Origin of the sequence: Algoriphagus vanfongensis DSM 17529, from assembly GCF_000429465.1 — a bacterium.
Classification (GTDB): Bacteria; Bacteroidota; Bacteroidia; order Cytophagales; family Cyclobacteriaceae; genus Algoriphagus; species Algoriphagus vanfongensis.
In genome coordinates this window covers 742,179-760,718 of sequence record NZ_AUBX01000009.1, presented here as the reverse complement: position 1 = coordinate 760,718, position 18,540 = coordinate 742,179, and the positions used below count along the sequence as shown (strand labels likewise).

Genomic DNA, 18,540 nt, shown 5'->3' with positions numbered 1-18,540 from the left:
TTTTCAAAATCATTGAAAAGCTCCATTTTCCGAAGCTTCATTCATCATTTCCTCGGCCAGGTCTTTTCCCAAATAGTTATCAATGATACTGTGACCTACATATAAGAGAGGGGTCAGCAAGATGGCGACTGCAAACTTGTAGATGTAATTAATAATACCCACTGCAATGATTTGGCTTAAATCCCAATTGCCAAAAACATAAAAAGCGATTCCCAAGACTACAAATGAATCAATAAACTGAGAAACTAATGTGGAACCAGTAGCTCTTAACCAGATCATTTTGGCTCCTGTGATGGATCTCAGCTTTTGAAAAACAAAAACGTCGATCAGCTGCCCCAAAAGGAAGGCAGTCAATGAACCGATAATAATGCCCAACCCTTGTCTGAAGATGGTATTAAAAGCAAAACTGATATCAAAGGGACCTCCATCAGGACCTTGGGAATTGACATCCAACCAAAAATCGGCTGGTGTCAAAACGGTAACGATTCCGATCACTAGAAACACATAAGCGATTAGACCAGCTGTGATAAAACTGATTTTTCGGACTCCTTTTTTTCCAAAGTATTCGTTGATGATATCCGTGGTGATAAACACAATCGGCCAGATCACTGCGCCCGCTGTCAAGTTGAAATCCAAAACATAGTCACCCAGAATATTGATATTGGCTGGTTCGAATCCCAAGGTTTTTTCAGCAGAAAAGATTTTCACCCCGATGATTTCTGCCAAGATGGCATTCGTCAAAAAGATGGATCCTAATACAAGAAAAAGGTTGGTTTTTTTGGCTTGCTGGCTTTGGTTCATAAGTTCGAAAATAGACGATAAAAGCTGAAATGCTCTCGGTTTCTCAATTTTTTGCAATTATAATCACTGTTATTGGGCCAAAGTTTTCTGATTTTTCGGGTAGAGGGTCAAGCTCAATGGTGACTTTTTCTTTCCTGTAAGTCATTTTCCATTGATAACAGGAATACGACTATTATGTATATACATAGAAAAGGATCCGTGGAAAGCGGTATTATGCAATAGAATGTAGCGTATCTCTAGAGTATCGTGATAGTTCATTCTAACAACTTACCCACAACCCAAACTGGCCTTTTTTCTAGCTGAATATTTCTCTGAAGAGGAAGTTCGGGCGAAAAAAATGAATTGAATTACAGTTTAGGTTTATGCGAAAACTTCTTTTAGTGCTTATGGCCATTGGCTCGCTGAGCAACAGTCTCCAGGCTCAGGAGACCTTGACCTTGCAAGAGGCTTTAAGTCTGGCGGTTTCCAACTATGGATCCATTACCTCCAAGCAACATTACTCCAAATCCTTCCAATTACTCTCAGATCAGGCTAGAAGGGACTATCTGCCCAATTTCAATTTGGGAGCGCAGCAGACTTATGGTACAGTCAATGGGCAGCTCGGTCCCATGTATGGATTTGGGTTGAATGCGGCTTCTTCCGGTTTGCCACGGGATACCCAGACTTGGGAGGCGGCTTTTGGGGCACTTTATCTAGCCAATATCAATTGGGATGTATTCGCTTTTGGTCGAAGTCGACGAAATATAGCTGTAGCAAATGCACGAGCTATCGAAAGTGAAGGGGATTTGCAGCAGGAGATTTTTCAACACAAAGTGAAAGTGGCCAGTGCCTATTTGAATTTGTTGGCGGCTCATCAGTTGACTGATTCATTTGAGAAAAATCTGGAACGCGCTGAGACTTTCCAACAAATAGTCAAGACTAGGGCTAGAAATGGGCTGATCCCTGGAGCGGATTCCTCTCAGGCGGATGCAGAGCTATCCAATGCCAAAATTGCCTGGACCAATTCATTAAATAGAGAGCAAGAAGCACAAAATGTGTTGACCATTCTTACTGGGACTTCTCTCAATGCTATTGTTCCTGACACGACATTTGTTGCGGGTTTCCCCAAGACAGCTGACCCTATACAGACGCTGGCTACTCATCCTACTTTGGCTTGGAGACAGCAAAGAATCGCTACAGGAGAGCAACAAAGAGCCTATATCAGCACTTTGAAATATCCGGCTTTGACGCTAGTGGGAGTTTTTCAATCCAGAGCTTCAGGTTTTGGTAGCAATTTCAACCAAGACCCGACGGATTATTCCCATGATTACTTGCAGGGTGTCAAACCCACCCGTTCCAATTATTTATTTGGCTTTGGGCTGACCTGGAATCTGACGGATTTGCTACGGATATCCAAGCAAACTGCTGCACAAAAAGAGGTGGTTTTAGGGCTTCAAAAAGAATATGATCAGGCCTTTTTGGAACTGAATCAAAATGCCAATCTGGCGAAAACCAAAATGGAGAATGCTATTTCCAACGCACTGGAAGCGCCGATTCAGGTGAAAGCTGCTACTGAAGCTTATCAGCGTCAACTAGTCATGTATGAAAACGGCCTGTCTGATCTGGTCAATGTCACCCAAGCCTTGTACTTATTGATCAGAGCGGAAACCGATCAGGCGATAGCCCAAAACAATGTATGGCAGGCACTGCTGTACCAATCAGCCGCTGTTGGTGATTTTGAAATTTTCGAAAACGAACTTTAACCTCCTTTCATGGAATTAATACGATTTGCATTACGGAAGCCCATTACCATACTAGTGATAGTCTTGGGGTTGCTGTTCTTTGGGATTAAGGCTGTCAATTCTATTAAAATTGACATTTTCCCTCAATTAGATCTACCTGTTCTGTATGTTTCCCATCCTCATGGTGGCTATATGCCGGAGCAGATGGAGGCTTTTTATGCCAAGCCTTATGTGAATATTTTCCTGTTTGTCAACGGAGTCAAACAAATCAGCACAAAGAATATTCAGGGGCTGATGCTGATGAAAATTGAGTTTTATCCGGGGACAGATATGGCCCAAGCTGCAGCAGAGGTCTCTGCATTTTCCAATCGTATTCAGGTGGCTTTTCCTCCGGGATCCAACCCGCCTTTTATTATCAGGTTTGATGCTTCGACCTTACCGGTAGCTCAATTGGTCTTGAGCAGTGATCGAAGGACAAACAATGAGCTGCTGGATATCGCCAATATCTATGTGCGATCGACTTTTACCTCTATTCCTGGTTTGGTTTCCTCTCCACCCAATGGAGGAAGTAGCCGGACAGTGGTCATCAGTGTCGATCCCAAAAAGCTGCGGGAGTACAATCTTTCTCCTGATCAGCTGGTAGAAGCTATGCGCGTGAATAATATCACGACACCGTCTGGCAACATCAGAATCGGAGACAAAAACTACATTACTCCCTCCAATACTATTCTGGAAAAGGTGGAAGACTTTGAAAATATCCCACTTTTCAAAGATGGAGATGTACACAATCTCTATATGAAAGATGTGGCCAAAATCGAGGATGGGGCAGATATCGTCACTGGCTATGCATTGGTAAATGGCAGGAGGTCGGCTTATCTGAACATCGCAAAAAGTGCAGATGCATCTACTTGGGATGTAGTACAAAACCTGAAGAAAAATATTCCTGGAATCCAGGAACAATTGCCCGAGGATGTCAAACTGACTTTGGAATTTGATCAATCTCAATACGTGGTGAATTCGGTGGAAAGTTTGGTTCATGAAGGAATCATTGGCGCCATCCTTACCGGATTGATGGTTTTTCTATTCTTGGGGGATGTAAGGGGAGCGTTGATTGTGATTTTGACCATTCCTACCTCCATTATTATTTCCATACTTTTTCTCAATCTATTTGGTCAGACCATCAATATTATGACATTAAGTGGTTTGGCACTGGCGATTGGAATTTTGGTGGATGAGAGTACGGTGACGATCGAAAATATCCATCAGCATTTTGATATGGGCAAGCCAAAAGCTCTAGCGATCTGGCATGCCTGTAAAGAGATTGCCTTTCCCAAATTATTGATCCTACTCTGTATTTTGGCCGTTTTTGCTCCTGCATTTAGCATGGGAGGGATTCCGGGATCCTTGTTTTTGCCATTGGCATTAGCCATTGGATTTAGTATGGTAGCTTCTTATTTTCTTTCCCAGACGTTTGTTCCGGTATTGGCAAACTGGATCATGAAAACCCATTCTCATCCTGAGGAGAAGAAGAAAAGCATTTCTTCTGATGCGTTGACTTTGGAAGAGGAAGAAGAGGAAACCTGGCATCAGAAAGAAGAAATGGCAACTCGTGATGATATCAACCAGGATGGAAAAATTGATCTGTTTGAACGCTTAAGACGACGCTATTTGTCTTCATTGGACAAAATGATGCCCTACAAAAAACCGATCGTCAGCATCTATTTGATTGTAAGTATTCTCTTGGTAGGACTTTTGGTAGCGGGCATCGGAAGGGATGTTTTGCCCAAAGTAGACGGGAGTCAATTCCAGTTGAGAATGAGGCTGCCAGATGGGACCCGAATGGAAAAAACAGAACTGGAAACCATCAAATTATTGGATGGCATCCAAGAATTGGTGGGAGAGGATGTGAAGGTGATTTCTTCCACTTACATCGGTTTGCATCCCCAGACGTATTCTATCAATCCGGTATTTCTTTGGATGCAAGGCCCGCATGAAGCGGCCATGATGGTGGCCATGGAAGGAGAGGTGGATTTTGATTTGGATGCGCTCAAAGATCAAATTCGTGACAAAGCCAAGGAAATCAATCCGCAAATGCGTCTTTCTTTCGAACCGATTGAATTGACGGATAAGATTTTGAGCCAGGGCTCGCCGACTCCGATAGAGGTGAGGCTATCAGGAAGAAACAAACAAAACAATCGGGAATATGCCCAGAAACTAATAGACCGGCTGAAAGAATTAGCTATCCTCCGCGATGTACAATTGGGGCAATCGGTGAACTACCCAACCATCAACATTAAAATTGATCGACAAAAGGCGGCTCGTTTGGGAATTGACGTTCAGAATATTTCCCGATCCTTGATCGCATCGATTTCATCCTCGAGACTGGTAGAAAAAAATGTCTGGATTGATCAGAATATCGGGAATACCTACAGTGTACAGATTCAGGTGCCAGAGGGAACAATGAATAATTTGCATGAGCTGGGAGAAATTCCGCTCGTCAGAAATCAAGCCCGGCCGATTCTTAGCGATATCGCTACGTTTGAAGAAGGGACTACGGAGGGTGAGATCAATAATTTGGGAACTATGCCCATGTTGACGGTCACAGCCAACCTCCATGGTGTCGATCTGGCGACAGCTGCGAAAGAAGTGGATAAGGCCATTGCTGATTTAGGTGAGTTGCCGAGAGGCTTGAGTGTGGATCTGATCGGGATGAGCTCTACCTTGATCGAAACCTTAGCAAGTCTTGAAAGTGGACTATTGGTAGCGATCATCGTGATTTTCTTGATGTTGGCTGCCAATTTTCAATCATTCAAGGTATCAGGAGTAGTTCTGGTGACAGTTCCGGCTGTTTTGCTCGGATCTCTTTTGCTTTTGGTTTCGGTAGGCTCCACGCTAAATCTCCAATCTTACATGGGAATCATCATGTCTGTCGGGGTGTCGATTTCCAATGCGGTCTTGTTGATTACCAATGCCGAAGAGCTCAGGATAAGAAATGGCAATGCCCTGCTTTCTGCCAAGGAGGCGGCTTCTTTGCGAATGAGACCGATCGTGATGACCGCCTTGGCGATGATTGTGGGCATGATTCCGATGGCGATCGGTTTTGGTGAGGCAGGTGATCAAACCTCCCCATTGGGTAGGGCAGTCGTAGGTGGACTGGCAGCTTCCACGATTGCAGCGCTTTTCATACTTCCTTTGACATTTTCATGGGCTCAGGAAAAAACAACCACGCAGAGTGTGTCCTTGGACCCAGAGGACGAAGAAAGTATCCATTATGTACCTCATTCCCATGCTAACTCTTAAACTTCAGAAAGCTATGTTTTCCATTTATACTTCCATTATTTCAAAAAATAAGGTGTTCATTCCCAGTAAACTATGGATGTCTAGCATCTTGGCAGCTTTGATCTGGGGATGTGAATCCAAGTCAGAGGAGGTTCATTCGGAAGCAACGACATCCCAAGAGATTGCATTGGATGGGATGATTATCGGAAATGAATCTTTGGCTTCAGATTTTCGGATTCCGGGAGAGCTGATTGCGTATCAGGAAGTAGACCTCTATGCAAAGGTGAGTAGCTTTGTTGAGAATCTCCGGGTGGATGTGGGTTCTCAAGTTAAGAAAGGGGAATTGTTGGCGACTCTTGAGGCTCCTGAAATCAGTAGTCGATTAGCTGGTGCTGAATCCCGGCTCAAGTCCTTTGAAGCGATATACTTGGCAAGTAAGGCGAGCTATGATCGATTGAAAAGAACCAGTGAAACCCCAGGGACTGTCAGCGAGAATGATCTGGAGATGGCTTTTGCCAAGCAAGAATCGGATTTGGCAAACTGGGAATCTGCTAAGGCCGCATTCAAAGAAATCATGGATACCAAAGGATATTTGGAGATCAGAGCCCCTTTTTCTGGAGTGATTACCGAAAGAAATGTAAGCTTGGGTGCCTATGTCGGTCCCAGCGGAAAAGGATCTGAGTTTCCGATTTTCACTTTAAAAGAATTGGGTTTGCTTCGATTGGTAGTGAAAGTTCCTGAACTCTACGCTGCCAATCTGAAAAATGACGACTTGGTTTCTTTCACAGTTCAATCCCTTCCGGGAAAAGAATATGCAGCCAAGATATCCAGAAAAGCAGGTGCTTTGGATGAAAGGCTTCGATCTGAATACATTGAAATGGACGTAGCCAATCCCGATGGGGAGTTTTTACCAGGAATGGTCGCCGAAGTGACTTTGCCTATTCAGTCGGGTGAAAAGTCTTTGGTGATTCCAGCAGCTTCGGTATTATATTCTACCACAGGTACCTATGTGATTAAAAATTCCGGAGGAAAAGCAGATTGGGTTGACATTTCTCTAGGAAAGAAAAGTCTGGATCAAATAGAAATATTTGGAAAGATTGCAGCAGGAGATACGATTTTGGTTAGGCCTAGTGAAGAAATAAGAAATCAATCCTTACTGAATGTAAGACTTACTGAATGAGTCTTTTAAATGGGGTAGGTTTCGCCTTCCACACTGATAATGCTGTCCGGGAAAACGGTTTGAGCCTCTTCCAAGAGGGGGCCCAAATTCCCATATCGGGAGGAAAAATGCCCCAAGAGTAACTTTTTGGCTCCAGCCAGTTTGGCTATTTCCGCTGCTTGCTTGGCTGTACTGTGAAAAGTGACTTCAGCCCGAGCACTGTCTGCTTCCAAAAAAGTAGATTCATGGTATAGTAAATCAACTCGCTTGAAGTAATCGATTATCTCAGGATGATAGATAGTATCCGAGCAATACGCATAAGACCTCAAATGCGAAGCAGGGTGACAATACTCCCGAACGGAATAAAACGATCCATCAGCCCCGACATAGTCCACTCCATTTCTCAGTGAGTGAATGGCTTCCAAGGGTACTTTTTGTCGTTGAAGTTTTTCTTTAATCAGGTTTCTATACCCAGGTTTTTCACGAATCAAAAAGCCTGTCGTCGGAAGCCGATGTCTCAATGGAAAACTGAATACTTTAAAGTGAGCATGATCCACCAATTGATTCATTCCATTGGGGGCAGTGGCTTGAAAATGAATAGGATAGGTGAGTTCTGTATGACTATGTCTGAAGTGGGTCGTGATAATGTCATCCAATCCCGGAGGCCCAAATAGAAAAAGGGGACTTTTACGCCGGGACAGATTGTAGCTTGAAAGCAATCCTACCAGTCCCAGGTAATGGTCCCCGTGTAAATGTGATATGAAAATGTGGGAGATTTTTGAAGTTTTGACCTTGAATCTGCGCAGTTGGATCTGCGTTCCTTCTCCACAGTCGAGAAGTATCAAATTCTGACCTAGTCGGATCACCTGTGAAGTATGATTCCTTCCATGCGCTGGGATGGAAGAGGTGTTGCCGAGTATGGTTACTTCAAAATCTCTGATCAATCTTCTTCCTCTTCTTCAGCTCCGTTTTCGATGGCATGGATGAAGATAGCTTCAGAAGCTTCCTCCAGAGAACTGACCAAGTTGAGTTTCTTGTCCAGCATGGAGATTTTCAAGAGTTTCATCACGTGGTCCTGCACGCCTGAGATCAAAAAGATCCCGCCATTTTTGCCGAATTCTCGATCACCTACCAATAGGGCGCTCAAGCCTGAAGAGTCAACGTATTTCACCTGACTCATATCCAAAACAAGGTTTTCGTAGCCTTCAGCGTGAACAGTCAAAAGTTCTGATTTCAATACTGGAGCCAAAAGTGAGTCCAGTTTATCCTCCATTGGAGTAAATATGACGTATTGTTCTTTTTTATCGATACTGTATTTCATAGTCTGTATTAATTTTTGGAAAGGTAAGAAAGAACAGCCTGTTCGATTCTATTTTCCAATTGGTCTGTTGCTGCTTTTTGGAATTTTTCTCCGGTGATTTTTTCGAAGAGCTCAATATAGCGATCTGAGATACTTTCTACAATTTCATCTGTCATTTCAGGCACTACCTGTCCTTCTTTTCCCTGAAAACCGTTGGAGATCAACCACTGCCTTACAAATTCCTTAGAGAGTTGTTTTTGCGGCAATTCTTGGGCTTGATTTTCTTCATATCCTTCTGCGTAGAAATACCTTGATGAGTCTGGTGTATGGATCTCGTCTATCAGATAGATTTCGTCCCCAAATTTACCAAATTCATACTTGGTGTCCACCAGAATCAATCCCATTTCTTGCGCCATTTCCTGACCTCTCTGGAATAGCGCTCGTGTATATTTTTCTAGCACTGCATAGTCTTCAGGACTCACGATTCCTTTGGCCAATATATCTTCCTTAGAAATGTCCTCATCGTGTGCACCGTCCATTGCCTTAGTGGTCGGAGTGATGATCGGCGTAGGGAAAGCATCATTTTCTTTCATTCCTTCCGGCATTTCTACTCCACAAAGCAATCTCTTTCCGGCTTTGTATTCACGGGCGGCATGTCCTGACATATAGCCTCGAATCACCATTTCTACTTTGAATGGTTCACACCTTTTTCCGATCGTTACATTGGGATCGGGAGTGGCGCTGACCCAGTTGGGAACGATGTCTGAAGTAGCCTTTAGAAATTTGGCGGCGATCTGATTCAGTACTTGTCCTTTGAAAGGAATCGCCCGAGGGAGGACGACATCAAAAGCGGATATTCTGTCGGACGCGACTACTACCAGCTCTTTTTCAAAAATATATACATCTCGAACCTTTCCTTTGTAGAATCCCTGCTGCTCGGGGAACTGAAAGTGTGTTTCTTTGATCGCTTGACTCATGCTCTTGATTTTTGGCAAAAATAGAAAAAGCTTTTCCTTATTGCTTTCCAAAAGTGGATTATTTGTCGATTAACTTCCCTTTGGAGTAATATTCTGTTTGGGTCAGTTGTCCGGACTCATCGTAATACTCTCTTTTTCCGTCTAGTTTACCCGCGGTAAATTGACTTATCTCTGCTAGAGTCCCATCTTCTCGGTATGTCCTGACTTCTCCTTCTTTCTGTCCGTTGTGATAAGGGATCTTAGATTGAAGCTGTCCATTTTCATAATAGTGGCTTTCTTGCAGAGGCAAAGAAGCCGGACCTATTATTGTCTTGGTTTTTATCTTACCGGATTCATAATAGATTTCGTATGGGACCTGCGCTATTCCTTTTTTGAAAAGGCCTTTTTCGCGAAGTGCTCCACCCTGATAGTAAAGCAAAATTTCTCCTTCCAATAGGCCATTTTTATAGGTACTTCTTCGATGTTTGGCTCCATTGGGATAGTTGAGATGGTAGACTCCGTGGAGTTCTCCCTTTTTGTAATCCATCTCAGCTTCTATCTGCCCATTTTCGAAATAGACTGTTTCTCTTCCATCCAACTCTCCATTCTTGTATTGGCTAATTCTGCGTGGATTTCCATTATCGAAGTATTCGGCACGAGATCCATCCAAAACCCCTTGCGAATAGGAAGCTTTTAGCATCAACTGGCCGTTCGGGAAAAAACGTTCGCTCATTCCATCTGGCTTGTTGTCTTTGAACATCGTCCTGTCCATCACTGAGCCATCGGGATTGTAGCTTATGACTTCCCCTTGGATCTGATCATTTTCATAGGTCAGCTCTTGCTGAACTTGCCCGTTTTCAAAAAAGCTTTTGCTTGGACCAGTTCTTTTATTGTTGACAAATTGGGTGAACTTCAACGTGTCGCCATTGATAGGAGAAAGGTCATAGAAAAAGCCTTCCCTTTGATCATCTTTCAAAGTGCCGACTTGAACTAGATTGCCTTCTTCATCGAATCGTTTGACAGTTCCTTGAGCCAGACCATTGATCCGGACGTAGGTTTCCTTGAGCATGGTTTCGTCCTCATCATAGTAGGTCCTGATTGTATCTTGCGCATAGGACTCTAGGCAGACTAGGAGAGAAAAAGCTAAAAGAAGAGTTTTTGTCATAGAAGAATTAGGAAGCAAATTGCTAACGAACGAGATTTTGAAATTACATTTTCTCCAAAACTATAGCTGAGGCGCCGCCACCTCCATTACAGATGCCTGCTACCCCTATGGAACCGGCTTCCTGATGGAGCACGGAATTGAGTGTGGCGATAATTCTGGCTCCAGAAGCTCCGAGTGGATGGCCTAGAGAGACAGCTCCTCCATAGACATTCAGCTTTTGCGGATCTAGATTCAGTTCTTTCTGATTGGCCAATGCTACGGCAGAGAAGGCTTCATTAATCTCGTAAAAATCAACATCAGAGGCGCTAATTCCTGCATGTTTGATGGCTTTGGGAATAGCTAGGGCAGGAGCGGTGGTAAACCAAAGTGGATCGGTCGCAGCATCTGCAAAACCTCTAATTTTGGCTAAGGGTTTTAATCCCAACTCTTCCATTTTTTCTTTACTGACCAACACCAAAGCGGATGCTCCGTCATTCATAGTAGATGCATTGGCTGCTGTCACGGTACCTTCCTTATCAAAAACAGGACGAAGTGAAGGGATTTTTTCAAACATTACATTCTTATATTCTTCATCCTCGTCGATCACAATCGTTTCTCCTTTGCGACCTTTCATTTCTACAGGAATCACTTCTTCTTTGAAATTTCCCTTGGCCCAGGCATCAGCAGCGCGTTGGTAAGACTGGATAGCGTAGGCATCTTGATCTTCCCTAGAAATCTTCATTTCCTTAGCCGTATTGTCTGCACAGTTTCCCATTGGGAACTTATAATAGACTTCAAAAAGACCGTCTTTGACGAGGCCGTCTACGAATTCTGCATTGCCGTATTTGTATCCAAACCTAGCTTTGGGGACATAAAAGGGGACATTGGACATACTTTCCATTCCTCCTGCTACCACTACGTCATTGATCCCCAGCATGATGGATTGGGCCCCAAACATGACCGCTTTCATTCCAGAAGCACATACTTTATTGATTGTAGTGCAAGGAACCTGATAGCCAACTCCAGCTCCGATAGCTGCTTGTCTTGCAGGAGCTTGACCCAAGTTTGCGGAAATTACATTTCCCATGAATACTTCCTGGACCGAGTCTGCTTGCACGCCAGCTTTTTTCAAAGCTCCTTTGATTGCGGTGCTGCCAAGCTCTACGGCAGAAAGGTTGGCTAATTTGCCTCCGAAACTTCCCAATGGAGTGCGGACTGCTGAAACGATATAAACTTCTTTACTCATGTCTGTTTGGGTTTATTCTAAGAAAGTACAAAGTACAAGGTACCATGTACAAAGTATTCAATCAATTATCCAACCTCCTTACCTCCCACATCCCACATCTTACCAATCAGGAATCCCTCTTTTTGGTCTTTCTGTGGCCTTTTTCTTGTTTTGTTGGATGTAGCGGAGTTCTGCAGCATTCATACTTTCCAAGATTTGAGCTGCTTGCTCTGGAGTCAGGTTCATTGCTTTAAGCTTTTCTTTGAATTCCTCCATGGCTTTCTGCCGATCAGCGAGATTGGCATCCATCTGGTCATTGGCGTTTTCACTTGCGGGATCATCACTTTTATCTTGAGGATCTCCGGATTGAGACTCTTTGGCTTTGTCCTCCTCTGTTTTTTCTCCTTGGTCTTTGGAGTCCTGCTGTTCTCCGTCTTCTCCTTGACTTTGATTTTGCTGTTGCTGCTGCTGTTGTTCTTTGTTTTCTTGGTCCTGCTGCTGCTGATTTTGATTCTGCTCCTGTTCCTGCTCTTTTTCAAGTTTTTCTTTGAGAGCTTTAAGTTTGCTGTCGTCAGGATATTTGCTCAGACCATCATTGATCGTTTTGAGCGCATCTTCCTTTTCAGTTTTGACATAGGAGCGCGCTGCACGGTTGAAAAAATCACCGGCGCTTTGAGCCTGAACAGTCCATGCGGCCAATACAAATAGAAAACTGAATAGATATTTCATGTTAGTTTTGGTCTATTTCGTTGATCTCTTGAAGGCTTCCTATGAATTCCTGATAGGCTGCGACAGTCTCATCCTGCTGCAGAGCCTCCGACATTACCTGTAACGCATCATTGAACCTAAATTGTTCAACCAACCTGTCAGCTTCTGCCTTTTTGCGTTTGGCAAATTCTGATGGTTCGGGCTGATTTTGATCTTGGTTTTGTCTTTCCTCGTCTCTTTTTTTCCAGCGAGCCAGGAGCTCATAGTTATGTCTGGCTTCTTCGTTCAGTGGATCTTTGATCAGTGCTGACTTGAATTTGCTCAGCGCTGCGTCGTATTCTTTTTTGTTTCCCAAAATGACTCCACCTTGATTGAAACCAAAGGAAGATAGCGTAGTGTTGGCAGCAGTGGAAGCTTTGTCAAAGTACATGGCGGCCTCATCATCTTGCTCATTGTAGTGATAGCTCAGGCCCAAGTTGAAACTCAACTCTGCCGGCTCGACCTGAAACTGCTCCACTATGGCCAAATGTTCTTGGATAGATTTTTCATATTCTCCTTTGGCATAGCTCTCTGCGGCCAAATCAATGGCTGAGTTCAATCTTGAATCCCGAGTCCAGGAAGCCGGTATCAGCAAGAATACGGAAAGGATGATTTTGCTCCAGCTCATTACAGTTTGATAGTTTTGATGGGTAAAATCATATCCAACAGGGATAGAATTAGCCCTGCCAGTAGAAAATAAAAATACTTATTGGAGGAAGTTTCGATCTGTCTGGTGCCAACGGTTCCGCCTTCGAGACGCTCCAAAGCGGCTGTCAAATCGCCCAATTCTTGGGTTTGATCCGAGATTTCAAAATATTGACCTCTTGTCTCAGAAGCGACTTGCTGCAACGCTGCCCGGTCTATTTTGGTTTCGGCTGGTTGGCCAGTACTCGGGTCAATGATCACACCATTTCCTCTTGGAATGGTGCTCCCCTGATCAGTTCCGATGCCTAGAGCAAATACTTTTACACCAGCATCATTCAGCTGAGAACCGATGTCTTCCAGATCGTCACCGAAATTTTCACCATCAGAAATCAAAATCACAGACTTTGATTTCACTTCCTGACCTTCATCATTGATAAATCGATCCAAAGCCATTCTCAAAGGACCATTGAGGTCGGTGCCGGAATTGGGAACCAATCCAGTATTTAAGCCATCGATATAGAGCTGTAGCACATTTTGATCAAATGTCAAAGGACATTGCATGTAAGCCTCTGAGGAGAAAATAATCAAGCCGATCCGATCTGACGGGAAGCTTTTAATGAGATTTTTAAGCTCAAACTTCACCCGCTGGAGGCGATTTGGACCGATGTCCTGCGCATTCATGGATTGCGAAAGATCCACAGCAATAAAAATGTCTTTGCCTTCTTCTTTGATTTCCTTGGTAGAAGACCCGATAGAAGGTCCGGCCAATGCTATCAGAAAAAGGAGAAAGTATAGTGTTCTCAATACGAGTTTGGTAAATAGACGGCGTTTTTCGACCTGTAGTCGACGATTGATCGTCCAATACCTATACAAATAGATGATATACAAAAGGGTGAATATTCCCCCAAGAATCGCAAATAACTTATAGTCAGGATAAGCCCAAATCATGGCCTGAAATTATAAAATAAAGCTTACTTTAAAAGAAATTTGCCACGAATGGTTGATCCCACTCAGCATAGGATCAGCAGAATTAACAAACATTAATTGTTGGCTGACGTGTAGGCAGTAATTTGCGATGAATTTTAGATTTCCATGATTAATAAAGCTTTTGGCTCAGCCTTTTTTTTGATTCTTTTCTTAGGTTTCGGTACGACCTGGGTTTCGGCCCAAAGTAAGGAAGACTTGCGAGGACAAGTAGTAGATGTAGAAGATTCTTCACCGCTTCCTGGAGCTAATATTTATTGGGAAGAAAACCCCCAAGCTGGAGTAGTAAGTGATATTGATGGGGGTTTTACGATTCCTCTGGAGAAATTGCCCGCCAAATTAATAGTGTCTTTCATTGGCTATGAGCGCTCTGTGCGTGTCATCGTGGAGAAAGATTTAGGGAAAGAGCTCAAGTTTTTTCTTTCTCCGGAAGAACTGTCCCTGCAAGAAATCCTGATTCAGGATAAAAAACCAGATGAGAATATCAGAAATCTGGAAACAGGCAAGGTGGATTTGCCTATCGAAACACTCAAAAATATCCCGGCGCTATTTGGTGAGGTGGATCTATTGAGAAGTTTGCAGCTGTTGCCAGGAGTGCAGACAGCAGGTGAGGGGACTACAGGTTTGTTTGTAAGGGGAGGTTCTGCAGATCAAAATCTGGTGCAGCTTGATGGAGCACCAGTTTACAATCCATCTCATTTTTTCGGGTTCTTTTCTGTCTTCAATCCGGATGCATTGGATGGAGTGGAATTATATAAAGGAAATATGCCGGCAAGTTTTGGTGGGAGAGTCTCGTCTCTGATCGATGTGGGACTGAAGGAAGGCAATTCAAATCAGATTCATGGAGAAGGAGGAATAGGAACGATCTCATCCCGGTTTACGCTGGATGGTCCTTTATTTTCGGACCGCTCGACTTTTGTGATTTCTGCAAGGAGGACGTATGCAGATGTTTTTCTCAAATTATCCAACGACGAAGATATCCGGGAAAACAAACTGAATTTTCATGACGTCAGTGGCAAATTGGCTTTTCGTCTATCTGACCGTGACAAGCTTACGGTCTCCAGTTACCAAGGAAGAGATTTCTTGGGCGTAGATGCGGAGTTTGGTTTGGGCTGGAGCAACTGGGTCACAGCGGCTCATTGGTCACGCAACATTTCAGAAAATGTGTTTTTTGACCTCGATGCCTACTATTCTAATTATCAATACAAAATCGAATTGAACGATCCTGAGAATGGATTTGAATGGAAAAACAAACTGACAGAATCGGGTGTAAAAGCTCAATGGACGCTTGCAAAAAATCCTAAGCTTCAAAGTTATTGGGGTTTTCATTCTCAGCTGTATCAGTTTTTCCCGATTGATTTCACTCCTTTGGAGGATAGTGACTTGGAAGCTATCAGGACTAGTGCCAAAAATGGACTTTTGAACAATGTGTTTGCTGGCTTGACTTATGAGTTTTCCCCACGTCTCAGTGGTGAAGCTGGCTTAAGGTGGGGATTTTACAATCAAATCGGAAAAGGGCAAGATTACATCTATGAAGGAGGAGTACCGGATCCCGATGTCTCAGTTACTGATTCTATCCAATATGACTCATTTCAAAGCATCCAATTTTATCATGGATTGGAGCCTAGAGTGTCTTTTCGATATTTGCTCGACGAAAGTCTCTCGTTGAAAGCTGCCTACAACCGTAATTTTCAATACGTGCAGATTGCCAGCAATAGCTCGGCAGGCTTACCGATAGATAGATGGATCTTGGCTGGAACGTATGTGCCTCCTATTCGCTCGGATCAGTTTTCATTGGGAGTGTTCAAAAATTTGGCAGATAACCAATGGGAGCTTTCTCTGGAAGGGTATTACAAAGATTTGAGAAATATCATCGATTTGAGAAACGGAGCTCAGGTCTTGTTTTCTGACCAGATAGAGACAGAAATTCTGAGTGGTAAGGGATGGGCATATGGTCTGGAAATGATGCTTCGAAAAAATGTCGGTAATACGACTGGTTGGTTGGCCTATACATGGTCTCGAACATGGAGACAAATTGAGGGAATCAGTGAAGGTGAAAAATACAATCCACGCTATGACAGGCCTCATGATGTGACTTTGGTGCTTAATCATGAGTTTTCGCCTAGTTGGTCTGCGGGCTTGACCTTTGTTTATTCTACTGGCCAAGCTGTTTCGTTTCCTATAGGTACCTACCCGGTGGACAACCAGGAACTGCCGCTCTATTCGAAGTATAGAAATGAAGACCGCTATCCGGCTTATCATCGCATGGATGCCTCAGTGACATGGAAAAACCCGAATAAAGGAAAACGCTGGAGAGGAAGTTGGAATTTCAGCGTCTATAATCTTTATGGCAGAAAGAATCCATTTGCATATGAGTTTCGGGAAATCTATAATGATGATTTCAGATTTGGAGCCAATGATGGCCCAATAGAAAGTGCCAGACCGGGAGTTGTCATGACTTACTTGTTTACCTTTCTTCCTTCCATTACCTATAATTTTGAGTTTTGATGAAACGAATACTTTACCTATTTGGGCTGATTCTTTTCGCATCCTGTCAAGAGGAGGTGTACCTACCCTTGGATACGATAGATCAGCAGATTCCCGTCATAGAAGGAATCTGGTCGGATAAGAACTACTACAATGAGGTCAAAATCTCGCTTGCCAAAAACTACTACGATACCACGGATCGAGTCATCATCAAAGATGCAGATGTGCTGGTGATGACCCCAGATCGATATGTCATAATACCTTTTACCTTTGATGAAAAGAGCCAATCGTATAAAAATCTCAACCCTAACATTTTGGCTGAGATAGGGAAGGATTATGAGCTTCATGTCGCCTGGCAAAACAACTACTATGTGGCATCAGGCAAAATGCTTGCACCTCCTATTTTGGATAGTTTGACGTATCAATATCAAGAAGAGCGCTTTCTCTATGACGAAGGATATTATATCAAAGCCTACGGAAAGATACCTTTTGAGGAGGATAATTATTATAGAATTCGCATCATCGAAAATGATTCACTGAAAAATGATAGGGATGACTATCTGCTTTTTGATGATACGTTTGGCTTTTCTTTTTTTGAGGATGGACTTGAGTTGGGATACGCTTTTGAAGCAGAGGATGTGGTGAGGATGGAGCTCTTTAGGATGAATAAGGAAATTTACAACTATTTCACCCAGATGGTCGGATTGCTCTACAATGATGGAGGCTTATTCAGTCCTCCTCCGCAAAACCCAGATAGCAATATCAAGGTCCAGCAGGGAGGAGGAGAAGTTTTGGGCTATTTTATGGTCACTCCCATCATTTCCGAAACAGTACGAATAGAAGTAGAAGATCCCGAAACCGAAAATCAATAAAGGAATTGAAATTCAATAAAAACGAATTTTAAGTATATCTACTAAAAAATAATAGGAAGTTTAAAAAATTCATTTTACATTAGGTTTATGAAAGAATTATCAGAGCAGGAAGAGCGCATCATGCGTTTGTTTTGGAAAAAAGAACAAGCATTAGTAAGGGATATATTGGATGAATTTCCAGATCCCAAACCTCCCTATACCACCTTGGCATCGACGATTCGATTGCTGGAAAAAAAAGGATACTTGACTCACAAGGTATATGGGACGGTACATATGTACACTCCGGTAGTGTCTCAGGAAGATTACTCTAAAAAAAGCATCAACCATATGGTGAAGCATTTTTTTGAAGGTTCGGTGGGGAATTTTCTCTCTTTCATGGTCAAGGAGAAGAAGATCTCAAAAGGAGAGGTGGAAGGCTTGCAAAAGCTGATTGATGACTTCGAAAACAAAAGCAAAGAATGAAACTATTGGTCAATTTTCTACTGGAAGGAAGTTTGATTTTGGCTTTGGGATGGGTTTTTTATAAGGTCGTTCTGGACAAATTGACTTTTTTCGACTGGAATAGAAGAGTGTTACTCTTACTTCTAGGTTTGGTTTTGGTGTTGCCTTTCCTCTCATTTCAGATGAGCACGACGCAGTCCACACTGGCGGAGTTTACACTCCCTACGATCCAAGTTGGACAGGAAGTGGAAGAGGTGAAGCAAGCCTTTGGTTGGCAAGAAGCCCTTCTAGCTGTGTATTTGATAGGGTTGACTTGGGGTTTGGTCAAATTTTCCTTAGGACTCGCCAAACCAATTTTTCAACTGCAACTGGTAGATAAATTTGACTATAGGGGGATGAAGGTCGCTGTACATCAGAGTTTTGAGCCTGCTTCATTTTTCAATTATATCCTGCTCCCCAAGTATGATCCGGAAGATGCTGATCAGCAGCAGATTTTGATTCATGAGTCGATTCACGTGAGTAAAAGACATACCTGGGATTTGATTTTGATCCAATTGGTCAAGGCAGTTTTTTGGTTTCATCCACTTGCCTATCTCTATGAAAAGTCACTTCGTGAAGTTCACGAATATCAGGCGGATCAAGGAGTGACCCAATCGTATTCTCAGTTTGATTATTCCAGACTTTTGCTGCGTCTGATCACCCAAGATCAAGGCTGGCAATTGATGAATAGCTTTAACCAATTTCAAACCAAAAAACGAATAATGATGATGAATAGAACT

15 protein-coding genes and 1 pseudogene are annotated in these 18,540 nt (G+C 43.1%); 7 read left to right on the top strand and 9 right to left on the bottom strand.

Annotated features, from left to right (window positions below):
• Positions 1-9 precede the first annotated feature (9 nt).
• Positions 10-801, bottom strand: a complete 792-nt coding sequence (locus G460_RS0104685; protein WP_035463848.1) for a queuosine precursor transporter — start codon at positions 799-801, stop codon at positions 10-12.
• A gap of 362 nt (positions 802-1,163) precedes the next feature.
• Between G460_RS0104685 and G460_RS0104680 the strand changes: the two genes are divergently transcribed.
• From G460_RS0104680 to G460_RS0104670, 3 genes are read left to right on the top strand one after another with little or no spacing between them, the layout of a single operon-like run.
• On the top strand, positions 1,164-2,543 hold the full coding sequence (locus tag G460_RS0104680) for a TolC family protein (RefSeq protein WP_026954276.1): 1,380 nt from the start codon (positions 1,164-1,166) through the stop codon (positions 2,541-2,543).
• Positions 2,544-2,552: 9 nt separating this feature from the next.
• The gene (locus G460_RS0104675) at positions 2,553-5,822 is read left to right on the top strand and encodes an efflux RND transporter permease subunit (protein WP_026954275.1); all 3,270 of its coding nucleotides are present in this window, start codon (positions 2,553-2,555) and stop codon (positions 5,820-5,822) included.
• Between the two features lie 13 nt (positions 5,823-5,835).
• Positions 5,836-6,981, top strand: a complete 1,146-nt coding sequence (locus tag G460_RS0104670) for an efflux RND transporter periplasmic adaptor subunit (RefSeq protein ID WP_035463846.1) — start codon at positions 5,836-5,838, stop codon at positions 6,979-6,981.
• 5 nt (positions 6,982-6,986) lie between these two features.
• Here G460_RS0104670 and G460_RS0104665 read toward each other — a convergent pair whose 3' ends face one another.
• The 8 genes from G460_RS0104665 to G460_RS0104630 form a co-directional block, all read right to left on the bottom strand.
• Positions 6,987-7,904, bottom strand: a complete 918-nt coding sequence (locus tag G460_RS0104665; RefSeq protein WP_026954273.1) for a ribonuclease Z — start codon at positions 7,902-7,904, stop codon at positions 6,987-6,989.
• Complete coding sequence (locus tag G460_RS0104660) at positions 7,901-8,281, bottom strand: STAS domain-containing protein (RefSeq protein WP_026954272.1); 381 nt, start codon at positions 8,279-8,281, stop codon at positions 7,901-7,903. The genes G460_RS0104665 and G460_RS0104660 overlap by 4 nt, the downstream gene beginning before the upstream one ends.
• A gap of 8 nt (positions 8,282-8,289) precedes the next feature.
• Positions 8,290-9,237 carry a phosphoribosylaminoimidazolesuccinocarboxamide synthase gene (locus tag G460_RS0104655; protein ID WP_026954271.1) on the bottom strand — a complete coding sequence of 316 codons (948 nt, stop codon included), beginning with the start codon at positions 9,235-9,237 and terminating at the stop codon, positions 8,290-8,292.
• A 58-nt stretch (positions 9,238-9,295) separates the two neighbouring features.
• Positions 9,296-10,381 carry a toxin-antitoxin system YwqK family antitoxin gene (locus tag G460_RS0104650; RefSeq protein ID WP_026954270.1) on the bottom strand — a complete coding sequence of 362 codons (1,086 nt, stop codon included), beginning with the start codon at positions 10,379-10,381 and terminating at the stop codon, positions 9,296-9,298.
• Between the two features lie 43 nt (positions 10,382-10,424).
• Positions 10,425-11,606: an acetyl-CoA C-acyltransferase gene (locus tag G460_RS0104645; protein WP_026954269.1), complete on the bottom strand. Its 1,182-nt coding sequence runs from the start codon at positions 11,604-11,606 to the stop codon at positions 10,425-10,427.
• 99 nt (positions 11,607-11,705) lie between these two features.
• Positions 11,706-12,314 (bottom strand): hypothetical protein, encoded by a 609-nt coding sequence (locus G460_RS0104640; protein ID WP_026954268.1) that lies wholly within the window; start codon positions 12,312-12,314, stop codon positions 11,706-11,708.
• A gap of 1 nt (position 12,315) precedes the next feature.
• Positions 12,316-12,960 (bottom strand): hypothetical protein, encoded by a 645-nt coding sequence (locus G460_RS0104635; RefSeq protein WP_026954267.1) that lies wholly within the window; start codon positions 12,958-12,960, stop codon positions 12,316-12,318.
• Positions 12,960-13,925, bottom strand: coding sequence for a vWA domain-containing protein (locus G460_RS0104630; RefSeq protein WP_026954266.1), 966 nt, complete (start codon positions 13,923-13,925; stop codon positions 12,960-12,962). The genes G460_RS0104635 and G460_RS0104630 overlap by 1 nt, the downstream gene beginning before the upstream one ends.
• Positions 13,926-14,069: 144 nt before the next feature.
• On the opposite strand from G460_RS0104630, the gene G460_RS0104625 reads away from it, so the two are divergent.
• The 4 genes and pseudogenes from G460_RS0104625 to G460_RS23485 form a co-directional block, all read left to right on the top strand.
• The gene (locus G460_RS0104625; protein WP_026954265.1) at positions 14,070-16,469 is read left to right on the top strand and encodes a TonB-dependent receptor; all 2,400 of its coding nucleotides are present in this window, start codon (positions 14,070-14,072) and stop codon (positions 16,467-16,469) included.
• Complete coding sequence (locus G460_RS0104620) at positions 16,469-17,320, top strand: DUF4249 family protein (RefSeq protein WP_026954264.1); 852 nt, start codon at positions 16,469-16,471, stop codon at positions 17,318-17,320. Before G460_RS0104625 ends, G460_RS0104620 begins: the two co-directional genes overlap by 1 nt.
• Positions 17,321-17,407: 87 nt before the next feature.
• A complete protein-coding gene (locus G460_RS0104615) occupies positions 17,408-17,782 on the top strand; it encodes a BlaI/MecI/CopY family transcriptional regulator (protein ID WP_026954263.1) in 375 nt (124 codons plus the stop codon).
• Positions 17,779-18,519, top strand: a pseudogene (locus G460_RS23485) (M56 family metallopeptidase); the annotation flags it as partial. The gene G460_RS0104615 and the pseudogene G460_RS23485, both read left to right, overlap by 4 nt.
• Positions 18,520-18,540: the final 21 nt, after the last annotated feature.